The sequence below is a fragment of the Phyllobacterium myrsinacearum genome (genome assembly GCF_002980555.1).
Taxonomy (GTDB): domain Bacteria; phylum Pseudomonadota; class Alphaproteobacteria; order Rhizobiales; family Rhizobiaceae; genus Phyllobacterium; species Phyllobacterium myrsinacearum.
Genome location: NZ_PVBT01000002.1, coordinates 201,272 through 219,810, shown reverse-complemented (window position 1 = coordinate 219,810; position 18,539 = coordinate 201,272). Strand labels below are relative to the sequence as shown.

Annotated in this window: 14 protein-coding genes; 2 read left to right on the top strand and 12 right to left on the bottom strand. The window is 59.9% G+C overall.

Annotation, left to right across the window (positions count from 1 at the left end; translation table 11 throughout):
• Window positions 1–43 precede the first annotated feature (43 nt).
• The 4 genes from C5750_RS07965 to C5750_RS07950 are packed head-to-tail and all read right to left on the bottom strand — an operon-like array spanning window position 44 to window position 6,455.
• A complete protein-coding gene (locus C5750_RS07965; RefSeq protein WP_105733341.1) occupies window positions 44–1,096 on the bottom strand; it encodes a CaiB/BaiF CoA transferase family protein in 1,053 nt (350 codons plus the stop codon).
• 45 nt (window positions 1,097–1,141) lie between these two features.
• On the bottom strand, window positions 1,142–4,231 hold the full coding sequence (locus C5750_RS07960) for an efflux RND transporter permease subunit (RefSeq protein WP_105733340.1): 3,090 nt from the start codon (window positions 4,229–4,231) through the stop codon (window positions 1,142–1,144).
• Window positions 4,228–5,313: an efflux RND transporter periplasmic adaptor subunit gene (locus tag C5750_RS07955; RefSeq protein WP_105733339.1), complete on the bottom strand. Its 1,086-nt coding sequence runs from the start codon at window positions 5,311–5,313 to the stop codon at window positions 4,228–4,230. The genes C5750_RS07960 and C5750_RS07955 overlap by 4 nt, the downstream gene beginning before the upstream one ends.
• Window positions 5,310–6,455, bottom strand: coding sequence for an efflux RND transporter periplasmic adaptor subunit (locus tag C5750_RS07950; protein WP_245421037.1), 1,146 nt, complete (start codon window positions 6,453–6,455; stop codon window positions 5,310–5,312). The genes C5750_RS07955 and C5750_RS07950 overlap by 4 nt, the downstream gene beginning before the upstream one ends.
• 103 nt (window positions 6,456–6,558) lie before the next feature.
• Between C5750_RS07950 and C5750_RS07945 the strand changes: the two genes are divergently transcribed.
• A complete protein-coding gene (locus tag C5750_RS07945) occupies window positions 6,559–7,212 on the top strand; it encodes a TetR/AcrR family transcriptional regulator (protein ID WP_158531303.1) in 654 nt (217 codons plus the stop codon).
• A 32-nt stretch (window positions 7,213–7,244) separates the two neighbouring features.
• Here the strand turns inward: C5750_RS07945 and C5750_RS07940 are convergent, their stop codons facing one another.
• The 6 genes from C5750_RS07940 to C5750_RS07915 all read right to left on the bottom strand — a co-directional run bounded on the left by C5750_RS07940 (window position 7,245) and on the right by C5750_RS07915 (window position 13,118).
• Window positions 7,245–8,219, bottom strand: coding sequence for a beta-ketoacyl-ACP synthase III (locus C5750_RS07940; protein ID WP_105733337.1), 975 nt, complete (start codon window positions 8,217–8,219; stop codon window positions 7,245–7,247).
• Entirely contained in the window at window positions 8,216–9,496 is a 1,281-nt protein-coding gene (locus tag C5750_RS07935) for an adenosylmethionine--8-amino-7-oxononanoate transaminase (RefSeq protein ID WP_105733336.1), read from the bottom strand. The genes C5750_RS07940 and C5750_RS07935 overlap by 4 nt, the downstream gene beginning before the upstream one ends.
• Window positions 9,493–10,131, bottom strand: a complete 639-nt coding sequence (gene bioD, locus C5750_RS07930; RefSeq protein WP_105733335.1) for a dethiobiotin synthase — start codon at window positions 10,129–10,131, stop codon at window positions 9,493–9,495. The genes C5750_RS07935 and bioD overlap by 4 nt, the downstream gene beginning before the upstream one ends.
• Window positions 10,128–11,273 (bottom strand): 8-amino-7-oxononanoate synthase, encoded by a 1,146-nt coding sequence (locus C5750_RS07925; protein ID WP_105733334.1) that lies wholly within the window; start codon window positions 11,271–11,273, stop codon window positions 10,128–10,130. Before C5750_RS07925 ends, bioD begins: the two co-directional genes overlap by 4 nt.
• Window positions 11,270–12,229, bottom strand: a complete 960-nt coding sequence (gene bioB, locus C5750_RS07920; protein ID WP_245421071.1) for a biotin synthase BioB — start codon at window positions 12,227–12,229, stop codon at window positions 11,270–11,272. The genes C5750_RS07925 and bioB overlap by 4 nt, the downstream gene beginning before the upstream one ends.
• Window positions 12,230–12,449: 220 nt before the next feature.
• Window positions 12,450–13,118: a GntR family transcriptional regulator gene (locus C5750_RS07915; RefSeq protein ID WP_105733332.1), complete on the bottom strand. Its 669-nt coding sequence runs from the start codon at window positions 13,116–13,118 to the stop codon at window positions 12,450–12,452.
• 375 nt (window positions 13,119–13,493) lie between these two features.
• Here C5750_RS07915 and C5750_RS07910 point away from each other — a divergent pair, with 375 nt between their 5' ends.
• Complete coding sequence (locus tag C5750_RS07910) at window positions 13,494–14,570, top strand: porin (protein ID WP_105733331.1); 1,077 nt, start codon at window positions 13,494–13,496, stop codon at window positions 14,568–14,570.
• Between the two features lie 141 nt (window positions 14,571–14,711).
• On the opposite strand, the gene C5750_RS07905 is transcribed toward C5750_RS07910, so the two are convergent.
• Complete coding sequence (locus C5750_RS07905) at window positions 14,712–16,112, bottom strand: amino acid permease (protein ID WP_105733330.1); 1,401 nt, start codon at window positions 16,110–16,112, stop codon at window positions 14,712–14,714.
• A gap of 265 nt (window positions 16,113–16,377) precedes the next feature.
• A complete protein-coding gene (locus tag C5750_RS07900; RefSeq protein ID WP_105733329.1) occupies window positions 16,378–18,531 on the bottom strand; it encodes a carboxy terminal-processing peptidase in 2,154 nt (717 codons plus the stop codon).
• Window positions 18,532–18,539: the final 8 nt, after the last annotated feature.

Genomic DNA, 18,539 nt, shown 5'->3' with positions numbered 1-18,539 from the left:
GGGCCGCAAGGCCCCGGATTTTTATTGGCGCCAATTTCGTCTGTCAGTCGGGTTTGGAATAGGAAAACCGCGGCGCCGGAGCGGTTTCTATCAGGCCGGAAGACATCTGCCTGTAGATTTCACGCGCCTTGTTATGGGGGTGACCGACGGCTTCGGCGATGCTGAGGACCGGTGCGAAACATACATCGCTTCCCTCCAGAAGTGCACACCAGTGCTCGCGCGGCTGGCTCGCGAACAGGTCAGTGAATCTTCTTTTCAGCCCTGCCCATTGCGTCCGGTCGTATTGGGACGCGGGATCAATATCGGCAAGCCCGAGTTTGGCAAGCAGCAAAGCATAGAACTGGTTTTCAAGCGCCCCGACCGTGATGAAGCGCCCGTCGGCACAGATATAGCTGTCGTAGAAGGGCGAGTCGTGGAACGGGCTTGCGGAGGCGCTGTCGATCTGTCCGCTCGATCGCGCCAGCTGAACAATTGTTCCGAGCATGGCAACCACGTCGACGATGGCCGCATCAACCACCCTGCCCTTGCCCGACACGCGCGCATCAAGCACGGCGCTGACGATACCGAAACACAGGCCAAGCGCGCCCGCAGCGTCACCGGTAACGGTTGGCGGAACCATGGGCCGCTCACCCGGACGGCCTGCGAGCGAAAGAAGCCCCGTCAAAGCCAGATAATTCAGGTCGTGACCAGCGGCCTGCGCCAGCGGTCCCGTCTGGCCCCAGCCGGTCATGCGTCCATAGATCAACCGTGGGTTATGAACCGCGCATTCGGCAGGCCCAAGACCAAGACGTTCCATCACACCCGGCCTGTTGGCTTCGATCAGCGCATCTGCGCCCGCGATCAGGGCAAGCGCCTGTTCAACACCGGCCGGCGTCTTGAGGTCAAGCGGAATGACCCGCTTGTTGCGGCGCAGGGGATTCTCATCCGCATCGCCGCCAAACGCCCGCATGAGCTGCTGTTGCACCGGGCGGGTGATCACCGTCACCTGTGCACCGAGATTGGCGAGCATGAGTCCGGCAAGCGGCCCCGGCCCTATTCCCTCGAACTCGATGACGCGCAGCGTGTGAAGAGGATGGTCGGGTGCCGGGTTACTCATGCTGTTTCCATTCTCTGGCGGGAGCACTTGGCGCCCGCCTATCCGTCATGCGTTTACACCTGCCGGTTCCTGATGCGCTTGCGGCGGGGCAGTATTGTCCGGCGCCTTGATGCGGAACCATGCGATGTAGAGAGCAGGCAGGAACAGAAGCGTCAGCACCGTGCCCACGATAATGCCGCCCATCATGGCATAGGCCATCGGACCCCAGAATATTTCCCGGGCGATCGGAATGAGCGCAAGGCTGGCCGCGGCAGCCGTCAGCATGATCGGCCGCATGCGATGCTCCGTCGCTTCGACCACCGCGCTCCATGGATCCTTGCCTTCCCGTCTGAGATCCTCGATCTGGACGACAAGGATCACCGAATTGCGGATCAGAATGCCGATCAATGCGAGGACGCCAAGCAAAGCCACAAAACCCAGCGGGGAATTGCTGGAGAGCAACGCGGCAACGACACCGATGATGGCCAGCGGCGCCACCGCAAAGACCAGGAACAGCCTCTGGAAGCTTTGCAACTGGATCATCAAAAGGGTCACCATAGCAAACAGCATGAGCGGAGCAACCGCCGCGATGGGCGCCTGGGCCTTGCCGCTTTCTTCCACCGCACCGCCAACGACGACGCCGTAGCCGGGCGGCAGCTTGCCGGCGAACTCGGCAACCCTGGGTGCGAGTTGCGACACCACTGTTGCGGGTTGAAGGTCGCCGAGGATGCCCGCTTTCAGCGTGATGGTGGGTTGACGTGCCCGGCGCCAGACCACGGACTGCTCGAGTTCATAGCGGAAGTTTGCAACAGCGGCAGCCGGCACGGACTGGCCGTTGCTGGTCGTCAGCTGGATATTGCGAAGCTGATCGATCGAGCCGCGTTCATCGGCGCGGGCCCGCGCAACCACATTGATGAGATAGATCGAATCCCTGACCTGCGTGATCGTCGAACCGCCGACAACGGCATTGAGCGACGAGGCAATCGATTCCGAGGTGATTCCGAGCTGCCGCGCCTTGTCCTGCAGCACGTCGACCTTGATGACGCGGGAGGGCTCGTTCCAGTCAAAGGTGATGTCGCCGATGGACGGATTGCCGGCAATCAGATTGGCCATGTCGTGGGCGTAGTCGCGCACCTTCTGCACGTCAGGACCGCTGACCCGGTACTGAACCGGGCGGCCGACGGGCGGGCCGATATCCAGCAGATGCACAAAGGCGTCCGTGCTCGGAAACTCGTTCTTCAGCCAGGCCTGCAATTTCGTCCGCAGCCGGTCGCGGGCCTCCAGGCTCTTCGTTACGATCACCGTCTGCCCGAAGAACGGATTTGACGGCTGCACGTCGAATGACAGAAGGAAGCGGATGGCACCCTGCCCGACATAGGAACTCCAATGATCAATATCGGCGTTGCCGGCCAGTTGCTCCGCCTCGAACTTATCCATCTGCGCCTTGGTTTCGAGGATCGAGGCATTCTGCGGCAGGTTCCAGTCGACGATCAGCTCATGACGGTCGGAGTTGGGGAAGAACTGCTGCTGGACGTGACCCATTCCGTACAAAGACACCGCGAAAATCACGACAGTGGCGGCGATGGTCACCCAGCGGAACCGCATGCAGAGCAGGAGAATGCGCTGGAACCACAGGGTAAACCGCCCAGGGTTCTCGTGCTTGTTCTTCATGGTCTTCGGCAGCAATGTCACGCCGAGCAGCGGTGTGAAAATGACCGCCACGATCCACGAAACAATCAGCGATACGGCGATCACGACGAACAGCGTATAGGTGAATTCACCCGCCGCGCTGCTGTTGAGGCCAACGGGAATGAAGCCGGACACCGTCACCAGCGTGCCCGTCAGCATTGGAAAGGCTGTGTGCGTGTACACATAGGTGGCGGCCTTGCGCAGATTGTCTCCTGCCTCAAGCCGCGCCACCATCATCTCGACGGCGATCATCGCATCATCGACGAGCAGACCCAGCGCGATGATCAGCGCGCCCAGTGAAATACGCTGGAGCGAGATGCCCATATATTCCATCACCATGAAGGTGATCGCCAGGACAAGCGGTATGGCCAGCGCAACCACGAAACCGGCACGCATGCCCAGGCTGACAAAGCTGACCGCCAGCACAATAGCGACGGCTTCAAACAGCGCGCGCGTAAAGCCCGATACGGCCTCCTCGACGATTTGCGGCTGGTCCGAAACCAGATTGACGCCAACGCCCACGGGCAAATCGGCCGTGATCTGCTGCATCTGCGCCTTGAGGTGTTCGCCAAACTTCAAGAGGTTGCCGTTCGGCTTCATGCCGATGGCAAGACCGATGGCTTCCTTGCCGTTCACGCGGAACAGACTCGTCGGCGGATCGATATAGCCGCGGGTAACCCGTGCGACATCGCTCAGCCGGAAGAAGCGGTCATTGACGCGAAGGTTGATGGCCTGCAGGCTCTTCTCCGATACGAACTGGCCGTTCACCCGGATCATCACCCGTTCAGGGCCGGTTTCGATGACGCCCGACGGGGTAATCGCATTCTGCGCCTGCAGGGTGCTGATGATGGCCTGCTGGTCGAGCCCGAGGGCCGCAACCTGCTTGGGCGAGAACTCCAGATAGATCGCCTCGTCCTGCGCACCCACAAGCTCGACCTTGCCGACATCCGGAACTGTCAGGATTTTCCGTCTGATGTCCTCGACGTAATCACGCAGTTGCCGCCGGCTCAACCCGTCCGAAGTGAAACCGTAGACATTGCCATAGACATCGCCGAACTGGTCGTTGAAGAACGGGCCGACAACACCTTGCGGAAATTGCGGGGAAATATCGCGGATCATGTTGCGGACACGGATCCAGGTTTGCGTGACGGCATCGCCGCGCACAGTATCCTTGAGGTTGAGGAAAATCGTCGTCGATCCCGGCGAACTGACACTGCGGGTGTAGTCCAGCGTATCGAGTTCCTCGAGCTTCTTTTCGATCCGCTCGGTGACCTGAGTCGTCGTGTCGTCGACCGAGGCTCCCGGCCATTGCGCCGAGATCACCATGGTCTTGATGGTGAAGTTCGGGTCTTCTTCACGGCCGAGATTGAGATAGGAGAAAATCCCTGCAATCGTGAAAACGATCATGAAATACCAGACGAGAGAGCGGTGATCGAGCGCCCATTCCGAGAGGTTGAACTTCTTCATAGCGGATTCCCGTCAGTCATCTTGATTTTCTGGCCTTCGGCCAGGCTATGCGCCCCGGCCGTGGCGATCCGGTCGCCGTCGGCCAGCCCGGACACGACAATGGCATCCGCATGGGTGCGGTCTTCCAGCTTGACTTCCCTGGCCGAAACCGCCGCCTGTTTTTCATCGATCAGCCAGACGAAGGCCTTGCCATCCCTGTCGAGGATTGCCGTTGCCGGAATGCGGATGCGCGGATCGGCGGCGGTGGTGAGATACGCCGTCACCGTGGTTCCCAGGCGGAACCCTTCCGGCGGCTGCTGCAGCGTGATGCGTGTCCGGCGTGTGCGTGTGGCTTCATCCGCCTGCGGCGCGATTTCCCGGACGACACCCGCCGTCTGTATGGTCGGATCGGTTTGCAGCGAGACACCGAACTTGCTTCCGGCTGTGATCGCGCCGGCCACCGTTTCGGGAATATCGACAACCGCCTCACGCACATCAGGCCGCGCGACGACGGCCACCAGCTGGCCAGCGGTCACCGTCTGCCCGACATCCGCCTGCAGAGATGTCACCACGCCATCGAAGTCGGATCGCAGCACCGCATAACCGAGTTCTTCGCGCGCCTTCGTCAGGTCAGCCTCTGAGCGCACAACCGAGGCGACGGCGGCTTCATAGGCCTGCTGCGCCTGATCGACGACAGCTTCCGTTGCCGAATTCTGGCTGAGGAGTGCCTTCTGCCGGTCGGCCGTTGATGCCGCATTGGCCAGCTGGGCCTTGGTCGATGACAGGTTCGCCTGCGCCGCCTGCACGGCCAGTTCCAGCGCGAGCGGATCGATTGCCGCAATCTCCTGTCCGTTTGAAACCTGGTCTCCGACCGACACGTCGCGACGCACGATACGGCCAAGGGTACGGAAGCCGAGCTGGGTTTCAAAACGCGGTTCGATCTTGCCGGCAAATCCCCGGACCTGCAGTGTTTGCGATTTGACGACGACCGACAGGACCGGACGCACGACTTCCGGCTGCTTGGCCTCGCCTTCCCTCTGGCAGGCACTGAGAGCAACACCCAGACACACAAGGCTTGCGCCGCAAACGAGAACACGCCTCATGACGGATCACCACTCTTGATTGCTACAATCTCGGTTGGCCGCAACCGCGTCCCACCTGTCGTCACGACCTGTTCGCCCGCCTGCAATCCGCCGCCGATGGCGACGGTCAGCGACTCATAGGCCGTCACGGTCACATTGCGCAGGCCGACGGCACTGGTCTGCGGATCGATGACCCATACGGCAGGCTTGCCATTGTCCGATGTCAAGACTGACGATGGCAGCACGGCTGCCTTGACGGCCGGCAACTTCACCGTTCCGATCACCACGGAACCAAGGGCCATCTCAGGTGCCGGGTTTTGTACCGCGACCTTGACCCGCACGGTACCCGAGGCACCGTCGACCGTCGGGGAGACCTCGCGAATGGTTCCGGCAGCCGTTACGGCGGGGTTGTCGAACAGAACAATCTGGATCTGTTGATTGCCGATATTGCGCGTCACCAATCCTTCATAGACGTTGAAGATTGCATCGCGCGGACCATCCACCGCCACCGTGAAAGCGGTCGATGCGATCTGCGTCACCTGCCCCACTTCGATATTGCGCGCGGTCACCACGCCGGGAGCATCAGCTTTCAACTCCGTATAGGACAGGGTTTCGCGCGATGTCTGCAACTGCGCCCTGGCCGCATCGAGAGAGCCCTGTGCCGTACGCTGGGCTTCCTCGGCACTGTCATAGGCGCTCCTCGTGGTGAAACCCTGTGCGAGCAGCGCTTTTTGCCGGTCGAAGGCGGAAGTGGTCTGGCGCAGCTGCGCCTCGGCGGAGCGAACCGCCGCATCGGACGCGGCAACGTCGGCCTGCTGCTGGGCCGGGTCGATGCGCGCAAGCACGTCGCCCGCAGCAACATGGTCCCCTACATCCACAAGCCGTTCGGTCACCTTGCCGCTCACCCGGAACGAAAGATTGCTGTCGATCTTCGCCCTGATCTCGCCGGTCACCGAAACACTCTGCGCATAGTCGGTGAATTCAACCTTCGCAGCATTCACCTGCGCCGGTGGCTTCTGTTCAGCGGCCTTTTGCGGCTGACAACCCGCCAGCAGGACAAGCCCTAAAACCAATCCCAGCACCTTGGGCACTGCAGACGGATCATACCATTGCCGCTGGCGCTCAACCACAAATCCAGAGGAGTAAAAGTCAGGCCGCATCATTCAACCAATCCATGAAAAGGTGTGACGGGTATATTATTGACTGGTTGTTCAGTCAATGTATAATGTTATCCAAGTCGACTTCAAGGCTCCATTGGATGAAATCATGGCCGAAATAAAAAATGCGTCAAGCGCAACCGGACCAGGCACCGGCGTGCGGGCCCGCCGCAAGGCGCAGCGTCCGCAGGAGATTCTGCACGCGGCGTTCGATGAATTTGTCGAGCGCGGCTATACGGCCACCCGCATCGAAGATGTGGCCAGGCGGGCGGGCGTGACCAAAGGCACGATCTATCTCTATTTCCAGAACAAGGAAGAGTTGTTTCACGATGTCGTGCGCAAACTCTCGCAGCCGATTTTCAACGAGGAACAGTTTCTGAGCGAGCATCAGAACCGCCCGCCGCATGAACTCATCCGGCTTTTCCTCGATACGGTCTACGAGCACATGACCGTCAATCCTTACTCGCGGGAAATCCTGCGCTTTCTGATTTCCGACGGCCGGAGTTTTCCCGAGCTGACTGCGGCTCATTACAATGAGTTTGTCCTGCCCATGCTGACCATGTTTCAGAACCTCATTGAAAAGGGTGTCCGGGAAGGTGTTTTCCGGCCGGGAGCTGCAACCAGCGAGAGCAGCCATATCCTGCTCAGCCCCGCACTGACATTGACGATCGACAAACTCCTGGACTGCCAGACCAACCTGCCGCAACTCGACGACTATGTGAACGCGCATTACGACATGATCATGCGCAACATTCAGAAATAGTGCGGCGCGTGCCAGCTCACTCGGACACCGGCCTAGACACCCCAGACAACGGCACCGCCGGTCAGACCGGCACCGGCAGCCGTCAGTAATAGCCGTTCACCGCACGTGAATTGCCGGTCGCGATGCGCCAGCGACAGGGACAGCGGAATGGTGGCCGCCGAGGAATTGCCGTAGGCCGCTATGGTGCGGACCGTCCGCGCCCCGTCAATGCCAAGATTGCCGCTGACGAGATCAAAAATACGCGCATTGGCCTGGTGCGGCACGAACCGGCTGACGTCCTGCGGGCCAATACGCGCATCCGCCATTGCCCGTTCGGCGCAGCGCGTCATCATATGCACGGCCTGCGCGAACATTTCCTTGCCGTTACGCATGGTCATCAGGCCGTCCGCTGCCGCCATGTCAGGCGAAAACGGCCTTTTCGATCCTCCGGCGGGAATGGAGATCAGGTCATAATGGCTGCCATCGGCGGCCAAATCCACACCGAGCAGACCTGCGTCCGGTTCTGCCGATGGCGCCAGAATGACCGCACCTGCCGCATCGGCAAAGAGGACGGCACTGGCCCGCTCGGCCGGGTTGATGCGGCGGCTTAAGATGTTGGCGGCAACCACGAGAGCCGGACGCTTCTGCGTGCGCACGAAACCATCCGCGAGTGTCAGCGCATAGAGGAAACCCGAACAGGCGCCCGCAAGATCAAGGGCACCCGAATTGACGAGCTTGAGCCGATGCGCAAGCAACGGCGCCGACGGTGGCAGAAGATGGTCGGGCGTTGAGGTGGCCAGCAGCGTCAATGCGATATCGGCCGGTTGCAGCCCGGCGTCATCGATTGCCGACTGCCCGGCCTTTGCGGCGAGGTCGGTGAGCCGTTCGCCATCCCTAGCCCAGTACCGGGTGCGGATACCCGTCCTTCGCTCGATCCAGCCGGGTTCCAGCCCAAGGTTGCTCTCTATCTCCGCGTTTTCCACGCGGCGCTCCGGAACGTAATGGCCCAAACCGGCGATACGGCTCATCGTGCGCCTGTCGCAAACAAGTCCGCGGCCTCGTCAATCGCGTCATAGGCACGATCAAGATCGGCCTCCCCCACGCCATAGGGCGGCATCAGATAGACGACATTGCCGAGCGGGCGGATCAGCAGGTTTCGGGAGCGGAAGAACGCCCGCAGTTTCGGTCCGGCATCCGAGAGATAACCCGATGCGGGAACGTCCAGATCAAGCGCTGCAATCGTGCCCGTCTGCCGCACATTGCTGAACCGGTCATCGGCCGCAAACCGTTTGAGTTTTTCGCGATGCATGGCTTGCAGCGCTTGAATACGCGCCTCGACCGGCTCGTTTTCCCACACGGCAAGGTTGGCGAGGGCCGCTGCGCAGGCAATCGGATTCGCGGTGTAGGAACTCGAATGAAAGAACATCCGGCTGCGGTCTGTCGACAGATGCGCCTCAAAGACCGGCGCTGAGCACAGCGTGGCGGCCAGCGGCAGGGCACCGCCGGTCAGGCCCTTTGACGTGCACAATATGTCCGGCGCAATGCCAGCTTGATCACAGGCAAAGAGCGTTCCGGCACGCCCCCAGCCTGTCATCACCTCGTCGGCGATGAGCAATGCGCCATGCCGCCCGGCAATCCGCTTCAGTTCGGCCAGCACAAAAGCCGGATACATCCGCATGCCCCCTGCCCCGAGCACCAGCGGCTCAACCAGCAATGCCGCGACCTGACCGCCCAGGCACAGCCTTTCAAACGCATCGAGCGTGGCCTGTTCGCAGCCGGGCGATGGAAACGGCAGCCGGTCGACACTGAACAACAGAGACTGGTAGGGCGCATTGAAGGTGCCGCGCTCCCCGGCCGACATGGTTCCAATCGTGTCGCCGTGATAGCTGTCTTCCATGACGACAATGCGCGAGCGCGGCGCACCGGTGTTGTGGAAGAAGCCGAGCGCCATCTTCAGCGCCACTTCCACGCAGGTCGACCCGCTGTCCGAATAGAACACATGCGCTAGGCCTGCGGGCGCCACGGCCAGCAGGCCGCGCGCCAGCTTTTCCGCCGGTTCATGGGTGAATTCGGCAAAGATGATCTGGTCGTAGCTGTCGCAGGCGGTGCGGATCGCCTCCATGATCAGTGGATGCCGATGGCCGTGCGTGATGACCCACCAGGAAGAAATCGCATCAAGGATGGCATTGCCTTCCGCATCGAACAGCCAGGCTCCCTCCGTTTTGACAATGTGTTTCATTGCGGGTTCAAGCGCGTGCTGCGTGAATGGATGCCAGACCGGCGATGATGCGAGGGCGCCGGTCATGCGGTTACCGTCCGGAAATGCGCAATGTCGAAATGCCGCCGAAAGGCTTGACGCAGCGTGTCGAGTGTCATGGCTTCAAGCAGCGGCAGCCGTCCGAGGCAGCGGACCCGCCCCAGTGCGCCGATGATGTGCTGGCTATCCGCGACCTCATCGCCAATGAAGGCGACGCCGAAAACCGGTACCGAGCGCTGCCGCAAGGCCTCCAGCGACAGCAATGTATGATTGATCGTTCCCAATCCCGTGCGGGCGCACAGAATGACCGGTATCTGCCAGCGGGAGAAGACATCGGCGAACACCATGGTTTCCGTCAGGGGAACCAAGACGCCGCCGGCACCCTCGATAATCAGCGGCGACCGCATCGGGGGCGGAACCAGCAATTCTGGCTGTATCCGGACATTGTCCAGCCGGGCAGCGAGATGCGGAGATGCCGGCGTACGCAGGCGCCATGCCTCGGGCATGATCCTTTCGGCAGGGATCCCGCCGAGGCGCTTGACAGCCTCGCTATCCGTTTCCCCCTCAAGACCGGCCTGGACCGGCTTCCAGTAAGAAGCGCCGAGCGCATCGGCCAATGCGGCGGAAAAGACCGTCTTGCCGATATTGGTATCGGTTCCTGTCACGACAAAACGCTGTGTCATGCGGCCTCCTCGGCAAGGGCTGTTTTCAGGCAATCCAGCATCCGGGCGATGGCGGTTTCATCGACATTCAATGTGATCGCTATCCTCAATCGCGCGGTGCCTTCCGGCACCGTTGGCGGGCGGATCGCGCGGATGTCGAACCCTTCCGCGCGCATGCGCTCGGCGACACGCAAAGCACGGATCGCATTACCGATCATGACGGGCAGTATTTGCGAGCCGCTGCCTCCCCTGCCGGTTGTTTCGGCAAGATATGTCCGCGCAAACATCGCAAGGCGCTGCAGATCCAGGCGGCGCCCGGGTTCTTCGGCCAGCATTTTGAGCGCTTCGCGCACCCCTGCCGCCATCAGTGGAGACGGGGCGGTTGAGTAGACGAAGGAGCGGGCGCGGTTCACGAGGTAGTCGCAGACCATAGCATTTGCCCCCAGGAGCGCACCCGATACCCCCAGCGCCTTGCCGCATGTATGCAGGAGGACAACATTGTCCCGCCGTTCAAGTCCGGTTGCGAGACCACGGCCATCCCTGCCGAACACACCGGTGGCATGCGCCTCGTCGATCACAAGAAAGCTGTCATAACGGTCCGCGAGCGCCGCAAGTTCAGCAAGCGGCGCGCGGTCCCCATCCATCGAATAGAGGCTTTCCACTGCGATCCAGCCATGGCCGCGCCCGCCCGCTTTGCGCCACTTGGCCAATTCATTTTCAAAGCTTTCGGCATCATTGTGCCGCGCCGCCACCGCCTGCGCCCGGCTCGCGGCAATGCCTTCACGCGCGCTTGCGTGGATAAGCGCATCATGGACGAGGAGATCGCCGCGTTGAGGCAGGGTTGAAAACAGCGCGGCGTTGGCGGCGTAACCGGTTGAGAAATACAGCATCCGCGGCGAGCCGAAGAAGGCCGCCGCCTCTTCTTCCAACAAGGCATGTTCCGCATGATTTCCGCGTAGGAGACGCGAGCCGCCTGACCCAGCCGGGACGCCGCGCTCCATCGCTGCAGCGATAGCGCTTTTGATGCGCTGTGAATGGGCAAAGCCGAGGTAGTCATTGGACGTAAAATCGACCCCGCCATGGGGCACGAGCGAACGCCGCCTCCCCCTCCGGTCCAGCCCGGCCAGGGATTTTTCGTATCCAGCGAGAAATCCGGACGTCATTCCGATGCACCCAGCGGCATGGCCTTCAGACCCAGCCGGCGAAACAGGGCGGCATCGTGGTCTTCGCCGGGGTTGCCGGTTGTGAGCAGCGTGTCGCCGACAAAGATCGAATTGGCGCCGGCAAGGAAACACAAGGCCTGCATCTCGTCGCTCATGTCCGAGCGCCCGGCGGAGAGACGAACATGGGTTTCAGGCATCAGGATGCGGGCAAGGGCTATGGCGCGGACAAACTCGATGGGATCCACCGGCGCAGCATTGGCCAGCTTCGATCCTGGAATGGGGATGAGCATGTTGATCGGCACGCTCTCAGGCGGCACGGGCAGGTTCGCCAATGTGACCAGCATGGCGATATGGTCATCCACCGTCTCGCCCATGCCAAGGATGCCGCCGGAGCAAACCTTGATGCCGGCATCGCGCACATGCGCCAGCGTTTCGAGGCGATCGGCAAAGCTGCGGGTGCTGATGATCGCGCTGTAGAAGCGTTCCGATGTATCGATGTTGTGGTTGTAATAGTCGAGACCCGCACCGGCCAGCCTTGCTGCCTGCTGCGGCGAGAGCATGCCCAGCGTCATGCAGGTCTCCATGCCAAGTGCGCGGACACCTTCAACCATGGCAACGACCATGTCGATGTCGCGGTCCTTGGGGCTTCGCCACGCAGCGCCCATGCAATATCGCGTTGCACCACTGTCACGCGCCTTGCGCGCCTCTGCCACAACCTTTTCGACCTGCAGGAGCTTTGAAGCCTTGAGCCCGGTGGGATAATGCGCCGACTGGCTGCAATAGCCGCAATCCTCAGGACATCCGCCGGTTTTGATCGACAGCAGCTTGCTCAACTGGATGGCATTGGGATCGAAGCGCTGCCTGTGCACCGTCTGCGCTTGGAACAGCAGATCGTTGAACGGCAAATTATAGATTTTTTTCGCTGTATCGACGTTCCATCGCTCCTCCACCTCCATTGCGGGCGGATATTCGTCTGGCTTCTGCGTGGACAGTTCCAACATTTGCGTGCGACCTCGTATGTTCATGCGTCATTTGACGGGATATTATAGATAGAATCATAAATTATCTATAATTTTATGAAAGACGCACGAAAACGCAACCACCGCGAACGGCAGGCACAATCGGCAATGTCGGTTTGATCAGAAAAGTTGAAAGGCTGACGAAGTCCTGCCTCGGTCAGCCGACGATAGCGAAAACGTCGCGCGTCGAGCCCGTCGGGCTTTTGACCGGCTTTTGTCCGATCCACTGCACGTGCCGCTCAAGCACAGCAACGGCATTTTCGATATTGCCCTGGCGCAGGAAACCCAGGATCGCCCTGTGATCGTGGTCGGTTCGAACTTCCCACTCCGATCGCCAGGCGGAAAACAGAAAGCGGGCGCTGACCGCATGAAGGTCATCGATGGCCGCCAAGAGACGCGGCATGGCGCATGGCGTGAGGATCAGCCGATGAAAACGCCGGTTGGCCTCCTCCCAGGACCGCACGTCGCGGGAATTGTCACCGGCAACGGTGGCCTGTTCTGCCTCGTCCAGAATGGAGGATGTCAGATGCGGCGCAGCGTGGCGGAGCGCCAGCCCCTCGAGCTCGGCGCGCATCAGGGCAACCTCGCGCACTTCCGCCAGATCAAACGACGCAACGCGCACGCCCCGGCGCGGCTCGCTGACGGCAAGGCCCTGTGCTTCAAGTTTGCGAAAGGCCTCCCTGACCGGTACGTGACTTGCTCCGAATTCTTCCGCCACATGATCCTGCCGCAGCTTTGCACCCGGCTCCAATTGGCCGGTCACAATCCGGTCCGCAAGGATGCGGCTAATGCGATTGGCGATGGTGTCTTCGTTGGCTGCGGTCATGGTTCAGTGTTATTTTGCTTCATATCCCCTGTCGAGCCCGCCGCTGTGTTTTACCGGCGCAATCAAACAGTTCTCATTGCAAATGTTTTGCCGCGGCCGGCAGGTCGTGCTCGGCGACCGACTCACCGCGTTTTCAGTCACGGTATTGCATTGGCCTGACCTCAAATGAGCGGCTCCCGACTGTTGCAGGAAAGGCACACAGACCGAGACATGACATGGTTTTTATAAGAAACCACATTGGCTCGCCTGCCCAGATCAGTTGCGTGATAAAACCGTTACAAATCTCCATTACGGACTGTGCAGACAGCGATTTCATCTGTTCGTTGCAAGGCAATACGGCTGAGCAACTTCTTCAATAGATTGTGGAGATCCCCCATGACGATCAAGAGCTTTCTACTCGGCTCGGCTGCAGCGCTCGTTGCAGTATCCGGCGCACGCGCTGCTGACGCAGTTGTCGTCGCCGAACCAGAAGCCGTTGAATATGTTCGCGTTTGCGATGCCTATGGCAAAGGCTTTTTCTACATTCCCGGCACCGAAACCTGCCTGAAAATCGGCGGTTATCTGCGTTACGACGCCAAGGGCGGCGATAATGTCTACAAAGGCGGAGAATTCGGAACCTGGCAAAAGAAGACGCGCGCCACGCTGCGTTTTGACGCTCGTTCGGAAACTGAACTGGGCACATTGCGCTCCTATATCGAGGCGCGTTTCCAGTATAATAATGGTGCTAACGATACCTCCATACCGAATGCCTACATCGAACTCGGTGGCTTTCGTATCGGTGTGGCCGATGAAATCTTCGGCTCGTTTACCGGCTATGCCGGCAATGTCATCAACGACGACGTGATCAATTATCAGTCGGACCACAGCAACCAGGTCAGCTATACATTTAACGCTGGAAATGGCTTCTCTGCCATGATCGGCGCTGAACAGGGCGAAAGCGTCGGCAACAATTATTACAGCTATGACTACCGCATCGACGACTACATGCCGCATGTGCTGGCCGGTGCGAAGTACGAACAGTCCTGGGGCAAGATCTCCGGTATCGTCGGCTACGACTCCCGTGTCGAAGAATGGGCTGGCAAGCTGCGCCTGGACGTGAAATTCACCGACACGGTGTCGGCATGGGTCATGGGCGGTTATCAGACCAATTATGACGATGCACCGCTCGGCCGCCGCAACTGGTTCGGCACCTGGGAAGGCGATTATGCCATCTGGGGCGGCCTGGCTGCCAAGGTTTCCGACAAGGCCACCATCAACGCACAGCTCGCCTATGAATCCGAAGGCACGCTGGCTGGCGCTTTGAACGTTGCCTATGAAATCGTTCCGGGCTTCACGATCACGCCCGAATTCAACTACACCAAGTTCGATGGCGCCCGTAAGGATTACTCGCTTGCCCATGGCGGCAACGATGATGCCTTCGGCGGTGCGATCCGCTTCCAGCGCAACTTCTAATACCCGATGCAAGAAATTTGGCGATGCTGACATTCAGCCAGCATCGCCAAGTGGCAAAGTTGATACGATCTCCAGTCAAATCCTTTGCACAGAACGGCGGGCCATACCGGTCCGCCGTTTTTCATGTCCGGCAACCTGCCATCAGCTGGCGGTCAGTAGGGGCACCCGCTGCCGTCGCGTGAACTGATAGGCAATCGCCAGCAGTCCGAACCAGATCGGGGCAACATAGAGCGCAACCCTGGTCGACGGGTCGAAACCCAGGAACACGGCCACCATCACCAGAAACGCCACGACCAGCCAATTGGCAACCGGCGCACCCGGCATGCGGAAATGCACGGCCTTGGCTTCACCCCTGGCAACCGCACGGCGATATCCAAGATGGGCAATCATGATGATCGACCACGTCCACAGGCTGCCGACAAGCGAGATGCTGGTGATCCAGATAAAGGCCTGTTCGGGCACCACATAGTTGAGGACAACACCGATCGACATCACCGCCGTCGATGCAGTGATCCCCAGGAACGGGATATGATTGCGGTTGACGCGACCGAACATGCGGGGCGCCTGACCGGCCCGGGCCAAGGTGAACAGCATGCGGCCATTGCTGAAAATACCGCTGTTGCAGGAGGAGGCCGCCGCCGTGATGACGACGAAATTGATGACATCGGCAGCGATGCTCAGTCCGAGTTTGTCGAAAACGAAAACGAACGGACTGGTGTTGGGATCGAGCTGGTTCCACGGCAACAAAGCCATGATGACGGCCAGGGCGCCAAGATAGAAAATCAGGATTCGCCAGATGATGCCATTCGTGGCCCGCGGCAGCACCTGTTCAGGATTCTCGGCTTCTCCGGCCGTCACCCCGATCAGTTCCACACCCTGATAGGCAAACATCACCATCTGCAGGGCCAGCACCGCGCCCAAAACGCCAAACGGTAGGAAACCGCCATGTGTCCACAGGTTCGAAAAACTGGCCTTCTGTCCAAGCTCCCCGATGCCGAAGACAATAACGGCAAGACCGCCGAGGATCAGCGCCACGATCGTTATCACTTTGACCAGCGCGAACCAGAATTCCAGTTCACCAAACAGCCGGACCGCAACGACGTTGACGATGTAGAGCGCTGCAAGCGTTATCATGGCGGGGATCCATTGCGGCACGTTCGGCAGCCAATAGTGAATGTAGACGCCGACAGCCGTGATTTCAGCCATGCCGATCACGACCCACATGAACCAGTACGACCAGCCTGTCGCAAAACCCGCAAACGGGCCGACATATTCCTCCGCATAGGTAGCGAAAGAGCCCGCAACCGGCTTGTGCAGAAGAAGTTCGCCCAGCGCGCGCATGATGAAGAAAACGGCTATGCCGCCAGCGGCATAGCTGAGCAGCAGCCCGGGGCCGGCCATGGAAATGGCCTTGCCTGATCCAAGGAACAAGCCCACGCCGACGGCGCCGCCAATGGCGATCATGTGTATGTGGCGGCTCTTGAGTTTGCGGGCAAGATCGCCCTCTCCAGGCAAATCCTGTGATTGGCTCGACATAGTCATAGCGGTCCCTCCTCCTGGCTGATGTCATCAAGCAATCGTCGATGCGACTCTGAAGTCGGCGGGATATTACATGGATCGGATGAGACTGGAGCGGGGTGTAGGTCAATAATATTGACCTATTGAAACCTAACTTGATGAACACTTGTTCATTAAAAAAGCGCAGTGAATCCATGCAATATTTCATGGAAAATATCATCGGCAGTGCCATGCCGCCCCACCCGGCCTGACCGGGCGGAGCAGCATCGCAAAAACGGTGTCCGGCCGTTTACTTGCCGGTTGTATTGTTGGCCGGCTGCTGTGCGGCAAGTTTCGGAACGCCTGCCAGCAAATCCGCTTCATCGCCGAGAATATGGGCCGCCTCGTTCAACAGCACATCCTTGGCGCTCTTGCGGGCTTTCTCAATGGCGATATCAGCGCTCAGACTGCGCTCATTGGCCTGCAGGCCGTCATCCTGGGTCGTCGCGTCGGCTGAATCGTCATCGTCGCCCGTGCCTGTCCCGTCATTCACCTTCTCGCGCGACTTGACGCGGCTGGCCTGCGCCGCCATCTCATCGCGGCGTTCGGTTTCATTGAGCGAGATAACCCGCTTCTCCCGCTGCGCTTTCAGGTCGGCCATATCTTCCACGAAACGCTGGAAGTCCGGATCCTTTTGCACCCGCGCGTCATGCAGGTTCTGCAGTTGCGGCAGCAATGCCTTCACATCGCCGATCGGCGTATAATCAGCTGGTTTGACCTGCGCCCACGGCAAAGCATTGTCGTAGCTCGACTCGCCGAAACTCTTGGGATCGGAGAAGCCAGGCAGGGTGATATCCGGGGTGACGCCGCGCAACTGCGTCGTGCCGCCGTTTATCCGGAAGAACTGTGCAACCGTCATCTTCAGTTCGCCGAATTTCGGCTTGCTGTTGCGGGCGATCTGATCAAGGTTGACGACGGTCTGAACCGTGCCTTTGCCGAAACTGGGCTCACCGACGATGACACCCCGGCCGTAATCCTGTATCGCCGCCGCAAAAATCTCGGATGCGGAAGCAGAACCGCGATTGATCAGGACGGCAAGCGGGCCGGTCCATGCCGGCGCGGGCAGATTGTCCTTCTCGACATTGACCTCGCCGCCGGCATTGCGCTCCTGTACAATCGGCCCCTTGCCGACGAACAGGCCTGTCAGGTCAATGGCCTCGGCCAGCGAACCGCCGCCATTGTTGCGCAGATCGATGAGAACGTTATCGATCTTGTCCTTCTTCAGTTCTGCCAGGAGCCTGGCCACGTCGCGGCTGGCGCTCCGGTAGTTCTTGTCACCCTTGCGGCGCGCTTCAAAATCCTCGTAGAAGGCCGGCAGCGTAATGACGCCGATCTTGCGCGTGGCATCACCATCCTTGATCGACAGAATGGTCTTCTTGGCGGCCTGCTTGTCGAGGCTGATCTTGTCACGCACGAGGCTGATCACCCGGTGCTTGCCGTCTGGACCGGCATCGGCGGGCAATATGTCCAGCCTGACAACGGAATCCTTTGCGCCGCGGATCATCTTGACGACTTCGTCGAGGCGCGTGCCAACCACTTCCTTTATTGGACCACGCTCGCCCTGACCCACACCGGTGATGCGATCGCCAACAGCCAGCTTGCCGGACAGCTGTGCGGGACCGCCCGCCATCAGCTCGCGAATGGTCGTATAATCTTCACGCTCCTGCAGGACCGCGCCGATGCCCACCAGCGACAGCTTCATCGAAATATCGAATTCGGCTGATGCTGTTGCTCCGAAATAATCCGTATGCGGTTCGATCGAGGTGGTGTAAGCATCCATGAAAATCTGGAACACATCGTCGCTCTTGTACTTGTAAGCGCGTTCCAGCGAATTCTGATAGCGTTTGTCGAGCGTATCACGAATGGCAGCGTCGGTCTTTCCGGCGAGCTTCAGGCGGAGCCAGTCATTCTTGACCCGCTTGCGCCAAAGCTCATCGCTCTCCGCTTCGGATTTCGGCCAGGGCTCCTTGTCCCGGACAAAGGGATAATCTTCCTTCACGCTGAAATCGAAATTCTGCTTGAGCAGCGAACGGGCATAGGTCAGACGGTCGACAACGCGCTGCTCATAGACGTTGAAAATGGAAAAAGGGATGCGCAGATCTTCCTTGTTGATCGCGTCATCGATCTTCGTGCTGTCGCCCATGAACTCGTCGATATCAGTCTGGACGAAGAGGAACCTGTCGGGATCAAGCGCCTTGAGAAACCGCTCCATGATCTTGGCGGACAGGGCATCGTCCAGCGGAACAGGCTTGTAATGATAGCGCGACAGAAACTCTGCGCTCAAGCGGGCGGCCTGCGCCTGCTGCTGCAGCGGTGCCAGAACCGGCGGTGAACTTGCATCCAGTGCGTAAGCCGGAGGCGCAAACGCCAGAAACACACTGAGCAAACCATATTGTATACGCATTAAAGCTT